General features: G+C 43.3%; 16 protein-coding genes. 12 read left to right on the top strand and 4 right to left on the bottom strand.

Features of this window, described 5'->3' with window-relative positions; translation table 11 throughout:
- The 5 genes from L691_RS29495 to L691_RS0119560 all read left to right on the top strand — a co-directional run.
- On the top strand, positions 1–392 hold a 392-nt coding region (locus L691_RS29495), incomplete at its 5' end, for an ATP-binding cassette domain-containing protein (RefSeq protein ID WP_036737411.1).
- The gene (locus tag L691_RS0119575; RefSeq protein ID WP_025692062.1) at positions 389–2,332 is read left to right on the top strand and encodes an amino acid ABC transporter ATP-binding/permease protein; all 1,944 of its coding nucleotides are present in this window, start codon (positions 389–391) and stop codon (positions 2,330–2,332) included. The genes L691_RS29495 and L691_RS0119575, both read left to right, overlap by 4 nt.
- A 173-nt stretch (positions 2,333–2,505) precedes the next feature.
- On the top strand, positions 2,506–2,673 hold the full coding sequence (locus L691_RS31450) for a CxxH/CxxC protein (protein WP_063619538.1): 168 nt from the start codon (positions 2,506–2,508) through the stop codon (positions 2,671–2,673).
- A gap of 107 nt (positions 2,674–2,780) precedes the next feature.
- Positions 2,781–3,161, top strand: coding sequence for a VOC family protein (locus L691_RS0119565; protein ID WP_036737410.1), 381 nt, complete (start codon positions 2,781–2,783; stop codon positions 3,159–3,161).
- Positions 3,162–3,370: 209 nt separating this feature from the next.
- A complete protein-coding gene (locus tag L691_RS0119560; RefSeq protein WP_025692060.1) occupies positions 3,371–3,967 on the top strand; it encodes a Crp/Fnr family transcriptional regulator in 597 nt (198 codons plus the stop codon).
- Here L691_RS0119560 and L691_RS0119555 read toward each other — a convergent pair.
- Positions 3,924–4,631 (bottom strand): DUF4386 domain-containing protein, encoded by a 708-nt coding sequence (locus L691_RS0119555; RefSeq protein WP_025692059.1) that lies wholly within the window; start codon positions 4,629–4,631, stop codon positions 3,924–3,926. The two genes, L691_RS0119560 and L691_RS0119555, sit on opposite strands and share 44 nt — an antisense overlap.
- 154 nt (positions 4,632–4,785) lie before the next feature.
- On the opposite strand from L691_RS0119555, the gene rlmH reads away from it, so the two are divergent.
- Both rlmH and L691_RS0119545 read left to right on the top strand, forming a co-directional pair.
- Positions 4,786–5,265, top strand: coding sequence for a 23S rRNA (pseudouridine(1915)-N(3))-methyltransferase RlmH (gene rlmH / locus L691_RS0119550; protein ID WP_025692058.1), 480 nt, complete (start codon positions 4,786–4,788; stop codon positions 5,263–5,265).
- Between the two features lie 424 nt (positions 5,266–5,689).
- Positions 5,690–6,832 (top strand): hypothetical protein, encoded by a 1,143-nt coding sequence (locus tag L691_RS0119545; protein ID WP_156934289.1) that lies wholly within the window; start codon positions 5,690–5,692, stop codon positions 6,830–6,832.
- A gap of 456 nt (positions 6,833–7,288) precedes the next feature.
- On the opposite strand, the gene L691_RS30800 is transcribed toward L691_RS0119545, so the two are convergent.
- Positions 7,289–7,756 (bottom strand): hypothetical protein, encoded by a 468-nt coding sequence (locus L691_RS30800; protein WP_025692056.1) that lies wholly within the window; start codon positions 7,754–7,756, stop codon positions 7,289–7,291.
- 426 nt (positions 7,757–8,182) lie between these two features.
- Here L691_RS30800 and L691_RS0119535 point away from each other — a divergent pair, with 426 nt between their 5' ends.
- From L691_RS0119535 to L691_RS0119520, 4 genes are read left to right on the top strand one after another with little or no spacing between them, the layout of a single operon-like run.
- A complete protein-coding gene (locus tag L691_RS0119535) occupies positions 8,183–8,638 on the top strand; it encodes a BglII/BstYI family type II restriction endonuclease (protein WP_025692055.1) in 456 nt (151 codons plus the stop codon).
- Between the two features lie 12 nt (positions 8,639–8,650).
- Positions 8,651–9,916, top strand: coding sequence for a hypothetical protein (locus L691_RS0119530; RefSeq protein ID WP_025692054.1), 1,266 nt, complete (start codon positions 8,651–8,653; stop codon positions 9,914–9,916).
- Positions 9,903–11,675, top strand: coding sequence for a DEAD/DEAH box helicase (locus tag L691_RS0119525; RefSeq protein WP_025692053.1), 1,773 nt, complete (start codon positions 9,903–9,905; stop codon positions 11,673–11,675). The genes L691_RS0119530 and L691_RS0119525 overlap by 14 nt, the downstream gene beginning before the upstream one ends.
- 6 nt (positions 11,676–11,681) lie before the next feature.
- On the top strand, positions 11,682–12,539 hold the full coding sequence (locus tag L691_RS0119520; protein ID WP_025692052.1) for a protein NO VEIN domain-containing protein: 858 nt from the start codon (positions 11,682–11,684) through the stop codon (positions 12,537–12,539).
- A 31-nt stretch (positions 12,540–12,570) separates the two neighbouring features.
- Here the strand turns inward: L691_RS0119520 and L691_RS0119515 are convergent, their stop codons facing one another.
- Together L691_RS0119515 and L691_RS34345 are read right to left on the bottom strand one after the other, a co-directional pair.
- The gene (locus L691_RS0119515) at positions 12,571–14,076 is read right to left on the bottom strand and encodes a DNA-methyltransferase (RefSeq protein WP_025692051.1); all 1,506 of its coding nucleotides are present in this window, start codon (positions 14,074–14,076) and stop codon (positions 12,571–12,573) included.
- Between the two features lie 158 nt (positions 14,077–14,234).
- Positions 14,235–14,441 carry a 23S rRNA (pseudouridine(1915)-N(3))-methyltransferase RlmH gene (locus L691_RS34345; protein WP_408634769.1) on the bottom strand — a complete coding sequence of 69 codons (207 nt, stop codon included), beginning with the start codon at positions 14,439–14,441 and terminating at the stop codon, positions 14,235–14,237.
- 291 nt (positions 14,442–14,732) lie between these two features.
- Here L691_RS34345 and L691_RS30795 point away from each other — a divergent pair, with 291 nt between their 5' ends.
- Entirely contained in the window at positions 14,733–15,080 is a 348-nt protein-coding gene (locus tag L691_RS30795; protein ID WP_198023071.1) for a hypothetical protein, read from the top strand.
- The last annotated feature ends 104 nt before the right edge of the window (positions 15,081–15,184 follow it).

Genomic DNA, 15,184 nt, shown 5'->3' with positions numbered 1-15,184 from the left:
CGCCCGCCGGTCTATCGCCGCTTGCCGCCTCACTGCCTGGCGGACTGGATGAGATGATTGGCGGAGGCGGACGCTCTTTAAGCGGCGGACAGGAGCAGCGGGTCGCGCTGGCGCGGGCGCTGCTGAGCAGCCGTCCGATTATGCTGCTGGATGAACCGACGGCGCATCTGGATATCGAGACGGAATATGAGTTGAAGGAAACGATGCTGCCGCTGTTTGAGGGCAAGCTCGTCTTCCTGGCTACGCACCGTCTTCACTGGATGGCGGACATGGACCGCATTATTGTCATGAAGCAGGGCAGGGTTGCCGAAGTGGGCACCCATCAGGAGCTTCTTGAACGCAAAGGAACCTATTACGAGCTTGTAGAAGCGCAACTGGAGGGGATTCATTGAAACGGGAAGGCTGGTTTGCTCCATACGTGTCGTCCTATTTCTGGCGTTTCCTGCTAATTGTCCTGCTGGGCGCGCTGACCGTATTCTCGGCTTCATCCCTGATGTATACGTCCGGCTTTCTAATTTCCAAAGCATCCATCCCACCGGAGAACATCCTCATGATCTATGTCCCGATTGTCGGCGTTCGCGCGTTCGGCACAAGCCGGGCGGTCATTCATTATGTGGAGCGGCTGGTCGGGCATGATACGATTCTGCGGATTTTGTCTAAAATGCGCCAGCGGCTGTACCGGATTCTGGAGCCGCAGGCATTATTCCTGTCCTCGCGCTTCCGTACGGGCGATATTCTCGGCATGCTGGCCGATGACATTGAGTATTTGCAAAATGTCTACCTGCGCACCGTATTCCCCGCCGTTATTTCCCTGATTATCTACGCTGCGGCAGTCATTGCCATCGGGACGTTCGATGTGCGATTCGCGGCGCTGGTCGGCCTGTATATTCTGGTGCTGGTTGCGGTGCTGCCGCTTATTTCGCTGCTCGTGACGCAAAAACGTCAGCGCGAAGTCAAGCAGGCACGCAACCGGCTGTACCAGAAGCTAACCGACGCCGTGCTCGGCATGAGCGACTGGATGATCAGCGGACGGCAGGGACAGTTTGTTGAAACCTACGAGGCGGATGAGCGGGCGGTCGCCCGGACGGATGCCGGGCTGCGGCGGTGGGCGCGAATCCGCATGTTCCTGGGTCAGTCGGTGGTCGGCCTGGGTGTCTTGTCCATGATCTGGTGGGCCGGCGGCGAGTTTGCGAAGGGAGTGATTCCTGGCACGCTGATCGCCGCCTTCGCGCTGGTGGTCTTTCCGGTCGCGGATGCTTTCCTGCCAGTATCGGAGGCCATCGAGAAAATACCGCAGTACCGCAATTCGTTGGAACGGCTTGGGGGAGTGGAGGAAAGGCCGCCGGGGTTGGCGGCGGGTGATGCGTCAGTCGGTGGCGATTCCGGCCATGCCGATTGGCATCCGTCTGCCGCCGGTGGCCTGGACGTAAATTCGGCGCATCTGGGCAAAGGGAGAGCCGTTTCAAGTGAGCCGATCGGTTCAGCAGCTGCAGGTTTGCGGGGCAGCGATACGGGCTACTCCGCTAATGGCGCCGTACCCGGTCTGCCGGATGCAGCGGCCCCCTCTAGTAGGTTGGCGGATATCTCGATTCGCGATGCGGGCTACCGCTACGGCAAGGACGGGGAATGGTCGGTCCGGGACTTGACGCTGGACATCCCCCAAGGCAAGAAAATCGCCATTATTGGCCGCAGCGGCGCAGGCAAATCGACGCTGCTGAAGATGATTCAGGGAGGGCTCGCTCCAACCGCAGGGTTAGTTACGATTAATGGACGTGCCGCCGCTTCTTACGGAGACCGGATTCCATCGATTATCTCCGTGCTGAACCAGCGTCCGCATCTGTTCGATACAACGGTAGCGAACAATATCCGGCTTGGCGACCCGGACGCTTCGGAGGAGCAAATCGCGCAGGCGGGCGCTATGGCGAAGCTGGGCGACATGATCGACTTGCTTCCCGCAGGCTACGACACGCGGGTACGTGAGGCAGGCCAGCGCTTCTCCGGCGGTGAACGCCAGCGGATCGCCCTGGCGCGCATCCTGCTGCAGAACACGCCGGTCGTTCTGCTCGACGAGCCGACGGTGGGTCTCGATCCGCGCACGGAGCGGGAGCTGCTGTCGACGATTTTTGCCGCAATGGAGGGCAAGACGCTGATCTGGGTAACGCATCATCTCGTCGGCGCGGAGCGGATGGACGAAGTGATTTTTATGGAGAACGGCAGAGTTGAAATGCGCGGCACCCACGCCGAGCTAATGGCTTCCGAGCCCCGTTACCGCAGATTGTATGAGCTGGATCGGCCAGGGTATGCGGCGCAGCGCGCCACTTCGGCGAATTGAGCGAAACGCAGCATTTTTATAGTGCAAGGCCAATCATTGACCCGTAAAGGCAAGGCTGCGTCAGGCGGCCGCTTTTGCGGGTGATTTGGATTCCTTTTTCGGCGAAATTGTGGTAGAACAGTAAGAGGAGTAATACGCTTAAAGAGGCAAAGGGAAAGGGATGCTTGCAGGAAATGTATGTAGTGTGCAAAGAACATCTAGAGCTGGCCATCGATATGTTTGTCGACGAATACGAGGATGCGCCCGACATCGTGGATCTGAAAGATACGGAATTCTCGGACTGGGACCCGCCAGCTAAATGCGCGGAATGCGAGAAGAACGCGGAGTTTTTGGTGGTGTAAAATATCGGGTCATATAAATAAAAAGGAGAGATAATGACGGCTTCTCGCCGTCTTTTTTCGTTGGAAGCACTTAGCGGGTTGGACAATCCGCAGAAGGGGATAACCGCATGAATTTGAGCATGAATTGGATTACACTCCGGGTGCGCGATCTGGAGGCGTCCCTGTACTTCTATCACGGGATTCTCAAACTGCCGGTTCAGCGCAGATTCGAGAGCAGAGGCAGGCAGATCGCCATGCTGGGGACGGATGGGCAGCCGAAGGTTGAACTGATTCAGGGAAGCGAGCCGGTGTTGAAGGCGGAATGCGGTGTGTCTATTGGTTTTGAGGTGGAATCCCTGGATGAGACGATGGAATATTTGAAGAACTTGGGCATTCCGGTTGCCCGCGGGCCGGTCGCACCCAATCCCCGCCTGCGATTCTTTTATATCCTGGACCCGGACGGCTTTGAGGTGCAGCTAGCGGAGCATAGCGATAAGGGTCAGCCTTAGCTTACAAAAAAGAGAAATGTACAACCCGCCTGGCCTCCCTTAAAATGGAAGGATGGTGCAAGTCATATCCGCTCGGTGTGACCGACCCGGACTACTGCGTGCTGAAATTTACGACGAGAATGGGCGGTACTACAGCCATTTTCATTCGGACAATTTTGAAGTGCCCTTGACGCGGTAACTCATACACTGAAGGAGGTAGGCTGGAAAAAATGAAGCATCTTTTACTGAATTATATGGCCCGGCTGACCTCCTTGAGCGAAGCAGAGCAGCACGCGATTCTGGATGAAATTCGGGTAGAAGAATACAGGAAGGGAACCGTTCTGCTCAGGCAGGGGGAGATTCCTGGCAAATGTTATTTTGTCCTGAAGGGGTGCGTACGACAGCATGCGGTGGATGAGACGGGCCGGGAAATGACCTCGAATTTTTATACCGAGGAGCAGGCGATCGCGATCTTCAATGTGCATAAACCGGATAAATCGTCCGATTATACCCTGACCTGTCTGGAAGATTGCGTATTAGTCATCGGTCCGCTGGATACCGAAAAAGAGATGTACGCCAAATACACGCAGCTGGAGTCCATGACGCGCCGGATGATCGAGGAGAGCTTCGGTCAGGTTCAGGAGGAGTTCGCCGCTTTTATCGCTTCTTCCCCCGAAGAGCGTTATAAGACCCTGCTTCTTCGAAGACCCGGACTTATCGACCGTGTCCCTCAGCATCAGCTGGCGAGCTATCTCGGCATGACGCCGGAGTCGCTGAGCCGGATCAAGAAGCGGCTTCACCGCGAACGCGCGGAGACGGAACTCTGAACAACAACCAGATCCCGAAGCCCAGTTCCCCGGCGGTCATCGGCAGCATAAACACCCACTCCAGCCCCTTCACAAGACCCTCGGCCTCAGGCCAAAGCGTGCGGCACACATGGATGACGATATAACCCACCCCGGCCAACAGCAGCAGTATGCTGACGATCTTCGGTACATTCCCTGCCCGGAGAGCCAGAACCCCCACAATCAGCAGATGCCCGCCAAAAATGATCAAACCCACCGACCATACCGCTTCAAAAGCTCGCAAAAACAGCATCGTCTCCGTCTCCAGCAGACCCTCCGTGAAACCCGGAAATGGCCAGGTACTGCTGCCTGTAAGCAGCGAAACGACGACAAGATTGGAGACGGCCGCACCCAAGACCGCCGTATACGACAGGCGCAGCCATGCGCCCAGCAGGGACAGTCCCGGCTGCACCGGCTTCAGCACCTTATATAATCCCCATGCAGCCACGATGTCACAGACCATAATCAGGGTCCATGCCAAAATCTCAGCCCTGAACAGCAGGGGAGCGGCGGTCAAGCTGCCAAATGTAGCGCCCGGGTCTCCCTTCGTGACAAGACCTCCATGTACATATCCGTACGAGAATGCGGCGGCAGCCGCCATCAAAATGAGTGAAACCCCGGCCGCCCGGGCCGCTGGAGTCGACATTCGAATAACCCTCCTCATAAGAATTCTTCATGGTTACATTGTACTAAGGAGGAAACGGGACTTCCTTGACTTAAGTTAAGGGAAGGCTCGCGTTTGTGTATTCATCGATCCTTGTTTATCATTAGAGGACGAAGAAAGGGGAGTTCGGAGTTTTATGTTCATTCAGCTCATTGCGGTCGGCAAATTGAAAGAGAAGTATCTGGTGCAGGGCATTCAGGAATACGCGAAGCGGCTTACGCCCTACCTCAAGTTCCAGATGATCGAGGTTGCGGATGAAAAAGCGCCCGATACCTTAAGCGAAGCCGAGGTATCGGGCGTGAAGGCACGCGAGGGCGAACGCATCCTCGCGCATGTGAAGGAGGGCGCGCATGTAATCGCGCTCGCCATCGACGGCAAGCTCTGGAGCTCGGAGGAGCTTGCCGCAGAGATCGACAGGCTCGGAACCTACGGGACGAGCCATGTCGTGTTCGTCATCGGAGGCAGCCACGGGCTCTCCGATGCGGTCCTGAGCCGCGCACAGCAGCGGCTCAGCTTCGGGCGCATGACGCTGCCCCATCAGCTCATGCGCCTGGTGCTGGTGGAGCAAATTTATCGGGCGGTGAAGATCAATCGGGGGGAACCTTATCATAAGTAGGGGAAAGTTTTTTGAAGAAAATCTCGCAGGAGCCTGTGTTAGCAGCATGCCGACCATGGATTGGGATTAGGTCACGTTAAATGTGGAAGACTGCGTAAACAGGCTTCGGCGAGTTTAATTATGCTACAAAATAATGCGGTATCTCAAAGGGTATTTTGCCTATTTATAGTAAAACCCCCTTCCTTCGTTTTCGGCAGAAGGGCTTGTTAAGAATAGTGAGAGCCGTGAGAATTGAGGTGCCGTTATTTAAGTCAAATAGTTTGCCGTAGGTAAAGGTACTTTTTTTATTATTGCTCAAATCTTTAAATCAACACAGTTTATATTGTCAAATCAAGCATCCAAAATGATAAAGCATTGTAATTTGTTGACGAAATTCGGTGGAAAGAGGTACATTTATTTTAAAAGCTTTAAGGAGCGACCATACATGCTCTCGCATTTAAACGAAAAACAAATTCAACGATTAATTAATCGTTATTATGAAGGCGAAAAAACTACACTGTTAATAAATGAATATGGAATTAATGCTAGACCGAATGAGCTATATAAGTTATTTCCACCACGGCAAGAAAAGACAATTTGTTTTTATTGCCAAGTTCCACTTATAACTGTATGGCAATCCAGGTCTTCATATCGAAAAACTGCTTCAGAATGTCCAAATTGTGGTCATCGAGATGAAGTTGCTTGTATGTGTAATAACTGCGTGAAAAGGAGATCGCTGACCAAACTTCAACAAGAGCAAGAAAAACGAGACAAGATAAATCAACACTATAAATTAGACCGACGGAAGCCTAAGTTGCTGTGGGAATTATCTCTCCGCGATCAAATATATTTAGCCGCGCTACTTCGTGCTGGAGTTGATGAAAACTTATCAATAATACTTCCTGTGAATTCTTATATGGACCAACTGTCTCCAACATTGGATTTGACCAAAGAAATAGTGCTTAGCTTAGCAAATAAAAACATAATTTGTGTCCATCCGCAATCACCCTTTTCAGCATTTAAAGAGGATGATTCTGATTTTCCTAACGTTTATTACGTTTATAAGGTCTATTATTACGTGAATGTTGATGCTCCAATTGAATCGCTGATGAATCCTAACCCTTCATATTTCAAACAAGACCCCGAATTTTGTTATGCCATCTGGAGGGAAATTTCGCTTGAGGAAATTAAGCAATATTTATTGTATCGTCTAGAGAAAGTAGGGTTTCCTTTTACCATTGGAGAGAAGACTATAGCGGTGTTGGATGATTTGTTAAATCATTTTTCAACCGGACAGGTTCAAGGTTTGATTTATCGTGCTGTTGGGGATGCGACGCGTTATTTTCAGGAAAACAAAATCACCAAACAACATGCTGCAAATATTGTCATATCAAGCTTGCAAAGAATGGGTGAACGTGCAGTATCGTCCAATTGGACATTAAATTCATTCAAACGTAACTACGATTTACCCCAGACGGCGATATCACAAGTAACATTTGATCGTATATTAGGAGTAGGGAGAGAGGGCTTTGAATCATGCCCAAGCATGGATTTTTTTGTGGAAGAGCCAAGCGATTTGGAGGATTGACACACTACGATTTATTTTGGCCATTTAATAAGCCACTTCCCCATACAATCTGAGCATCACGTAGCGTCGAATTGTGGATTTACCAAGCCACGGTTTGCTTACATAAAGCCCTATCCGGTATGCGGATAGGGCTTCAACACAATCATAGTGATTTTGGAGCAGAGAATTCGGTTCACCCGACGGTGAACTTTTTGATGTGATCGAAAACTTGCCCCTCCAGCCATCGCGATGAACCGTAGCATAAGTAACAGCGAGGTCGAGTGGTGCCGCTATTCACTAAAAGAAAATAGGTCACATCGTTGATGAATATGCATCTCAATAGAGGTGCTTTTTTCATTACAGCAAGATTTGGAAAGTGCATTTTATGCCATGATGTTATCTTATGTTCATCAAATAATTACTGAAACGGAATGGAGGCACATAAAGAAGATTATGATTACCATAGATTTTCTTTAATTATTTTAGTAAGGCAAAGCCATAGTCGTTTTTATATTTATCAAAACGTTCAAAAGGAATACAACAGCCTGAACTATGGCCTGCGGTCCGGATTGCATATTTCCCCGCATTTGCCCCTGTTAGATTTCTTGAAACATTAGTACCAGCGGATGCCGCCAATGAAATAATGTCGTTGGCAGGAAAAGTCCAATAACAGTTTGCACCTTCAGAGAAGAATAAAAAGAAGTAATTATCCCTTCCTTCAGGTACGTTTAGACGTGGGAAGTATGCCCAATCTCTAGGGATTGCATTTTTTGACCGAGTTTTTATTTGAATATCGAGATATCTTGTATGATTAACTCGTACCACACAATCAATTCCTTGGTCATCAATTAGTGTCATATAGACATCAAAATTTCGTTTCAGTAATTCAGAAACAGCTATGTATTCTTGTCTTTTACCGTATGAAGCAGAGTCTCTATATATCATTTATTGACCCCCTAAGTAATTTTTAGAATGCTTGTGTGTAGCGTTATATAATTGATAGCTAATTAGTTTGCTGGAATTAGATATAATGTTCCCACATCATGCATTAACTGTCAAAGCATTTACTTGTGGTCGAGATCAGATACAAAGTGGTTTTATAACAGTGTGTACTTTAATCAACAGAAAATCGGCATTGGATATCATAAGTTCAAAAAAGTAATGCCTTCTGTAGCATACCTACACATTTCTTAAGGGTGTCACTTCCAGCCTAAAATAGGCTTCCATGTAAGGATAAGTTTACAGCATTTGTATGGTGAAGTACTATTGAGCTATTAGGTCTAATAGCATTAAAACAATTACATAAAGTGATATATAAGATTGATTTTATGCATGAACATCTAATTATACAGATTTCACGGAGGAATACTTATGAAGGTATATTGCTCATCTCATCATTACGGCGACCAAGCGATTTCATCCGAATTATCAAGTCCAATTATTGAAATGCTGACTAATCTTAGCTTTGAAGTGAAAAAAGGTACTGGAAAGAAGCTAAGGAAAATAATATCAGATGCATTGGTTAAACTTGGTTGGTCTGATAAAATTAGAGTTGATTCTGAAAATAATATTACGATTACCTCTATGAAAGGGAATATTGGACTTTGTCTACAGACAGGTAATGTCAGTCGATTTTATGCTGACATTTTAAAATTACAATCCTTGTACATAAAAGATAAAGCAGACGCAGCGATATACATTATTCCTATGAAAAGTGCTTCTAAAAAAATTGGTAGTAATCATGCATATTTTGAACGGCTAGTTGAAGAGTTGAATTTATACAAACACATAATTACACTTCCAATGCTTGTCATTGGTTTAGAGTAGGGAGAGATAGGGATGGAATATGGTTGGTCTTTACCTAAGAGAATAAGTCACTTGAATGAACTGAGACAGACTGATGACAAGGATAATCCGCAGTTTCAATTGTTTTTTCAAAATAGAAGACAAATTTTCACTATTTACACAGTGCCAATTGGTCTTCCGAAATATAGATTAGCGAATGGTAGAACACAGGCTTCACAAGAAAGTTACCTATCCAAGAATCCAGATTTACCCCAGGACTACTTTGAACGCGATGAGGAGAATGGCAGCGTTCAAGAAGTTCAACATACGCTACTGAAAGGGTTATTAGGGTCAGGTGGAAAAAATATTATTAAATTTTTTAAAAACAATAGACAAAATGAACCATTAATATTAACTCATACTGGATTTGTTGTAAATGGTAATCGTCGACTTTGTGCTCTAAGGGAGCTATTGGAGGAAGACGAGGTTAAGTACAGTTATTTTTCTCATATAGATGTAATAATTCTTCCTCCATGTGAAGAAAAGGATATTGATGAACTTGAGGCTCAACTGCAAGTTATTACTGATATCAAGGCTGATTATAATTGGATTAGTGAAGCTTGTATGTTGCGTAACAGACATATAAAACATAGATATTCGCTTGAAAGCTTGGCCCAAATTTATGATAAAACAGTCCCTCAAATTGAGGATATCCTGGATACATTGCATCATGTAGACATGTACCTTGACAGCCAAAATAAATCAAAAAGATATGAAGAAGTAGTAAAACAAGAATATGCATTTAAACAATTGAAAAAGGCTAGAAAGAAAATAAAAAACGACGCTAAACGGACTATTTTTACTACCATCGCTTATACCATGCTATCTGCTCCTCCAGAAACGGGACGACTTTGGGATTCTATTCCGGAGGCTGAAGAGAATCTAGATAAAATAATAACAAATTTACAAGACGAACTCGAAATTGATGTTGAGCTAAAAGGCGACGACAGTTATTCACTTTTGGATGATGAAGAAGATGAGTTGGAATCGCTGATAGTTTCAGTGAGTGAATCAAAGAATAAAGAAAGAATTCTAGAAGTAGTTGATGATGTTATTCGTGAGCAACGTGAAACAGAGAGAGAATCGCGAAATAAGAAATACGTTTTGATCCAAGTTAATAAGGCGAATACATTTTTAAAAAATGCTATTACTGGTTTAAATAGAGACACTGAGAGTTCAGGTATAGACCAACAACTGGATGAAATTTTAATTTCGGTTTCAAAACTGAGGGAGTTGCTGAGAAAAAATGTTACACATTGATTATCTAGATCAATCACATAGTGCCTATTTAAGACTGGATGAAGAATCCTTAGCTTGGGGAGAAATAAGAAGGGCATGTCAAGAAAAAGGCGACACTACCGTTGTCAGTGAACAAAGCCTTTCTATGCCGTGGTGGGTGTTTCTTTCCGCAAGGAAATCATTGAAAATTGTGGCTGTAAAGTATCATTTGAAAATAGAATTTTCTTTTAAAGTGCAAGAGTTGCTTAGAGCAGCTAATCAAAAGCGAGCTCAGTTTAAGGAAATTGAAAAAGTAGAACCTGTTGGAGAAGTAGAATTAGTTCAAAAATTAACAGAGGTCGGTTTTAGCAGAACTTTAACGGAACATCAATTAAGGAATGTTACAAAATTAGCCTCTTTATCTGCAGGGGCAACTTTTTCTGTCCCTGGAGCGGGAAAAACAACAGAGGCATTAGCATATTATTATTTCAAAAAGGAAAGCGAACGAACAGTGCTTTTTATAGTGGCCCCCAAAAATGCTTTTGCGGCATGGGATGAACAACTTGGAATATGTATGCCCAATGCACAAACATTCGTTAGACTAACTGGAGGAGAGCGTTTAATCCAAGCGGCATTGTTGAAAAATCCTAGACATATCATTATTACTTATCAGCAGTTGCCGCGGGTTATTGATTTAATTTCCGCATACTTAATGGATAAGCCTGTAGTTATGTTTCTCGACGAGAGTCATCGTATAAAGAGTGGTGAAGACATCGTGACTGGTAAGGCGGTCCTCTCACTCTCCCATTTACCATCACAAAAATTGATTATGTCAGGTACACCGATGCCAAACTCGCCGTATGATTTGGTTGCACAATTTAATTTTTTGTACCCTGAAATTGAAGTGGATGAAGAGAGTGTTGTTGACACCATAAATCGGATTTATGTCAGAACAACTAAGGCAGAGCTTGGTCTAAGGGAGCCTAAGTATAAAATAGTTGCAATTCCAATGAGCCCTTCTCAAAGGAAGTTATATGATTTGCTTCGTTCAGAAGAAGCAAGACAATTTGAAAAGCTAAAGGCCAATCAAAGAAATGCATTAAGAACAATGGGCAAGAGTATAATGCGAATGCTTCAGTTAACTTCTAATCCAGCATTGATAATAAAAACTTTAAAGAACTCTAACGATTGGATGTCTGATTTTTTGCTAGATGATCAAAGTCCCAAAATTGAATATGTTTGCAATAGAGCTAGGCAACTAGCTCAGCAAGGAAAAAAATGTATTATATGGTCAACCTTCGTTGAGAATATTGAGCTTTTAAATTTACGTTTAGAGGATTTGGGAGCTAATTATATTCATGGAGGGGTTGATACAGGAAGTGAAGATGATGATTTATCAAGAGAAGGCAAAATTAAAAGGTTTCTTAATGAGAAAGATGCATTTGTCTTAATTGCTAATCCTGCCGCTGCGAGCGAGGGGATAAGTTTGCATACAGAGTGTCACCATGCAATTTATTTAGATCGGAACTATAATGCCGCTCAATTTTTACAGTCTGTAGATAGAATCCACCGATTAGGTCTATCTGGTGATGTTGAAACTGAAGTGGAGATACTTATTTGTCCTGATAGTGTTGATGAATCAGTAGATAGAAGATTGAACATTAAAATAGATAGGATGTCGGAAGTTTTACAAGACAACTCAATTAAGGTGGAACCGGAGTATGTTAATCCAGAGTTGTTTGAAGAATCTATATCAATGCAAGACATTAATGATTTTGTTCAGCATTTGAAGGGATTATAAGCTAATATGTCCGTTTCTGTAGGGGTGCTGTATTCAGCTTATAAGTTTTTAGAATTGTTGCACAGAACCGTTAGTACAGAAGAAGATATTAGAAATAGCTTTTCTAAGTTCTACGTTGCTAGCTTAAATAGTGTATTTGAAGTGTGTGAATTATGTAATTGGATAAGGGCTGAACCAACGGGTAATCTTGTGGTCACTGAACGAGGATATGAAGTGTTATCAGAAAAAGTTTCATATAACTTCTTGCGAATTCAACTGAAGCATATGATTTATTTGAATAAGCCAAGCTGGTCAAAAGTATTGCATTACGGCCGATTAGAGTCAATTCAATACCTACCAACGGATGTAAAACAATGCTTCGAGGAAGCCCAATTAACAGATGGCTATGATTTAGAAACTGTAACATGGTGGGATACTGTATCGGCATTTATCAGAAACGGTATTGACGAGAAAAAATTATCCATAGGCCGACTAGGGGAGCGTCTATCTCTTCAATATGAAGAGGACAGGGTGGGAGAAACTCCAACTTGGAAATCAATTGAGAGTAACCTGGCTGGCTATGACTTATTGTCATGGATCGACTCAGATAAAGCTGAAAAGCTAAAGGTTGAAGTTAAAACAACCACGATCGACGATAAAGAAAGACTTACTTTTTACCTCACAAAAAAAGAATGGGAAGTAGCAAGTACGTCTTCTAATTATGTTTTTCACTTGTGGTCATTATATAATGGAGAAAAATTATATGTTTTTCTTCCTGCATTGATAGAAAATCAAATTCCAATAAACCAGGGAAAAGGATCTTGGGAGCATGTAAAGATTAAACTGGCAAGATACGAATTAGAAAAACACATAAGAAGTGGGTAACGGTTGGTTAACTGTTACCCACTTCTATTAGTTAGTTATCAAAATCAAGAATATCCAGAAGAGCATCTTCTTCTCTAATTAATTGGTTAAGGTAGTTTTTCTTTTCATATTTGATAGCGGGGACTAATCTGTATTCATCGCTTTCAATACGAACATTACTGATTAAGGGGGGGATATCTCTATCAAATAGTTCGCTTAATTCTGGAGAATCTAATAACTCCACAATTTGTTCTGATGTTATCTCTCGATCCAAGTTTTTTGTGTCGCCTCTAGTATATAAATAATAAGGAGTGTTAGGGTAATTTTGCAATATTTCAGGTAAATCTGTTATTGATATTACTTTTGTGGATGTTATCAACCCATATTTGGTAAACGGAGCTTTATTAGCTTGTTGTTCCAAGTGAAGGCTAAAAGTTTCAATAGATATGTCTTGTTGATTTATGACCATAAAATAATCAACCTTGCCAAGCTTATTATCAGTTAATTGAGTATCTAGAGATTCAAAAGCTAGATTTAGGAGTACTGGTTTTATAATTTCTTTTTTATCATAAACTAATGGCTTTTCAGACTTTAGAATAGGTCTGAGTCGTTTAATTAAAGCTTTTTGATACTTTAAAACCCGAAGTCGATAAATCGCATTTTTCATTATTTCTTTAAGTTCATTTTGGACATCGTAATAAGCCTGTATATCGGGCCACTTATGCTCTATAAGAGGAATGGTTACTTTTTCGAATACTTTCTTATAATCAGGATTAGTATCCAATCCAAGAAACCGCCGCTCTAATTTTATTGCAGTTGCTAATAAGACACCGGTTCCAGCATAAGGATCCAGAACCACATCATTTTTATCTGAGGATAGTAAAATAAGACGGGCCATCATTTCTGGTGGAAAAGGACAAGCGTGTCGGAATTCTTCTTCTCCAAAATCTATTTTATTTCCCCAACTGCCCTGTGTTGGGATTGGAAATTCCCATATGTTTTCTGGAACTTTTCCTTCTGGATTATATCTCTCTGGGTAATCAATCCACCATTCCATTAGTTTGTCAACGTTTTTTATCCGGTCAATGTAATATTTGTAAGTATCACTTTTGGTGAACATAAGAATGTATTCAAAAACGTTTCTCATTTGTCCTTTTCTGGACCAAGGTAGTGTTTTTCCTTTATCCCAGATAATTGTATCTTGATGGCTCCATCCAATAGACTCCAATTCCTTTGCTATATCATCTGGTAGGCGAATCAACTTACCATTTCGCTTCATAGTGTCCACAATGACGAATAATGTAGCAGAGTCTTTGGATATATCGTAGACTCCTTGGAAAGTTTTCTTTATATCAGAAAGATATTCACTGTAGGATTGTTTGTAACCTGTTTGTTCTTCCACATCGCCATATTTTTTCATATTCCAATATGGCGGAGAGGTAATGATGAGGTCAACGAATGGTTCAGCTCCAGGAAATAATCCATTTATGTTCACAGAGCTTGCAGTTACATAAGAATTTAGTTTATCTAGATGTTGAAGGTTTATTGTCATTGTCATTTCTTTGCATCCTTCCGTTAAAAGCTACGATGTCTATTATACCAATAAAATCATTGAGGATCTATAGTGCAAAATTATAAGAACATGGGTAATGATCTGTTTCGTGATATCTTAGAAATATCATCTACAATTGAAGATGCTTATTCTCAGTATTAACTTTACTTGTGATAAGGGTGATTATTAATATTTCTATAAGCTCTATAGATTTGCTCCATTAAAACTGTTGTTTGTAATCCAAAATCCATCTTCATTTGACTTAATGTTACTGTATCCTGATGAGGAGTGTCGTTTGTATTTATAACGAAAACAATCTCAGATATACCTGAAATAGCCCAATTATTTATTTTTGATGCAAGCCCCCTCAGATGAAATAGGATTATGGCTGGTTGAGACAGCTACTACAAGAGAATTTGCTTTAAGTTTATTCTGAAGTTGATCCTGTTTTTTTATATGAATAATGTGATATTGCAATATTTGTTTAACCGCTTCATATATTCATTAATGGCTTCAAGATAAAATTTTTCTATCTTATCCCCTAAAGCCAATACCTTAAATCGCATAGTAAATACCTCGGGAAGAAAGCCTCGGATTTCTTTTAAGCCGATCCCGGGACTCAAGATCAAGTATTCGAACCTCTTTGCGGGATGCTGAACCGAATGCATCAACAAACCAGAGAACACTGGAGGAAGTTGCATGAACCGATACCGGAAGCGCCTTCCGGGTGCCATTTACCCATGTTGACAAATGCTTACCGGCAACTGGATTATTTGTCCGCTAATATTTCGGAATTCCAGAATCATCACGACAAGTTTATTCAAGTAATAGAAGCTTTAGCTGCAAAAATCGGTGCAAGATCATGTTACAGCTTTATCCATGCTGAGCTGGGACCGAACCATGTTCTGGTGGACAATCAGTTGCGTCCGTGGCTGATCGATATCGAAGGTGCCTTGTTTTTCAATCCTGAATACGAACACAGCTTCATGGAGTTCCGGTTCGACAACTAGAGACGTTACTTACTATTTTTTATGAAAAATAGTTAAAAATTAACGAAGTAGTATTTGAAAGTATTAGTGGCGAAGAATTCTAGCTCAGCAATGTTTCTTCATTC

The organism is Paenibacillus zanthoxyli JH29, assembly GCF_000520715.1.
GTDB lineage: Bacteria > Bacillota > Bacilli > Paenibacillales > Paenibacillaceae > Paenibacillus_AQ > Paenibacillus_AQ zanthoxyli.
The sequence above is the reverse complement of the archived record's forward strand: the minus strand, read 5'-3'. Positions and strand labels throughout refer to the sequence as shown.

Bases quoted from the DNA above. Each gene is read 5' to 3' on its own strand.
- L691_RS31450 (WP_063619538.1), top strand. From the start codon at position 2,506: ATGTATGTAGTGTGCAAAGAACATCTAGAGCTGGCCATCGATATGTTT.
- L691_RS0119565 (WP_036737410.1), top strand. From the start codon at position 2,781: ATGAATTTGAGCATGAATTGGATTACACTCCGGGTGCGCGATCTGGAG.
- L691_RS0119560 (WP_025692060.1), top strand. From the start codon at position 3,371: ATGAAGCATCTTTTACTGAATTATATGGCCCGGCTGACCTCCTTGAGC.
- L691_RS0119555 (WP_025692059.1), bottom strand. From the start codon at position 4,631: ATGTCGACTCCAGCGGCCCGGGCGGCCGGGGTTTCACTCATTTTGATG.
- rlmH (WP_025692058.1), top strand. From the start codon at position 4,786: ATGTTCATTCAGCTCATTGCGGTCGGCAAATTGAAAGAGAAGTATCTG.
- L691_RS0119545 (WP_156934289.1), top strand. From the start codon at position 5,690: ATGCTCTCGCATTTAAACGAAAAACAAATTCAACGATTAATTAATCGT.
- L691_RS30800 (WP_025692056.1), bottom strand. From the start codon at position 7,756: ATGATATATAGAGACTCTGCTTCATACGGTAAAAGACAAGAATACATA.
- L691_RS0119535 (WP_025692055.1), top strand. From the start codon at position 8,183: ATGAAGGTATATTGCTCATCTCATCATTACGGCGACCAAGCGATTTCA.
- L691_RS0119530 (WP_025692054.1), top strand. From the start codon at position 8,651: ATGGAATATGGTTGGTCTTTACCTAAGAGAATAAGTCACTTGAATGAA.
- L691_RS0119525 (WP_025692053.1), top strand. From the start codon at position 9,903: ATGTTACACATTGATTATCTAGATCAATCACATAGTGCCTATTTAAGA.
- L691_RS0119520 (WP_025692052.1), top strand. From the start codon at position 11,682: ATGTCCGTTTCTGTAGGGGTGCTGTATTCAGCTTATAAGTTTTTAGAA.
- L691_RS0119515 (WP_025692051.1), bottom strand. From the start codon at position 14,076: ATGACAATGACAATAAACCTTCAACATCTAGATAAACTAAATTCTTAT.
- L691_RS30795 (WP_198023071.1), top strand. From the start codon at position 14,733: ATGCATCAACAAACCAGAGAACACTGGAGGAAGTTGCATGAACCGATA.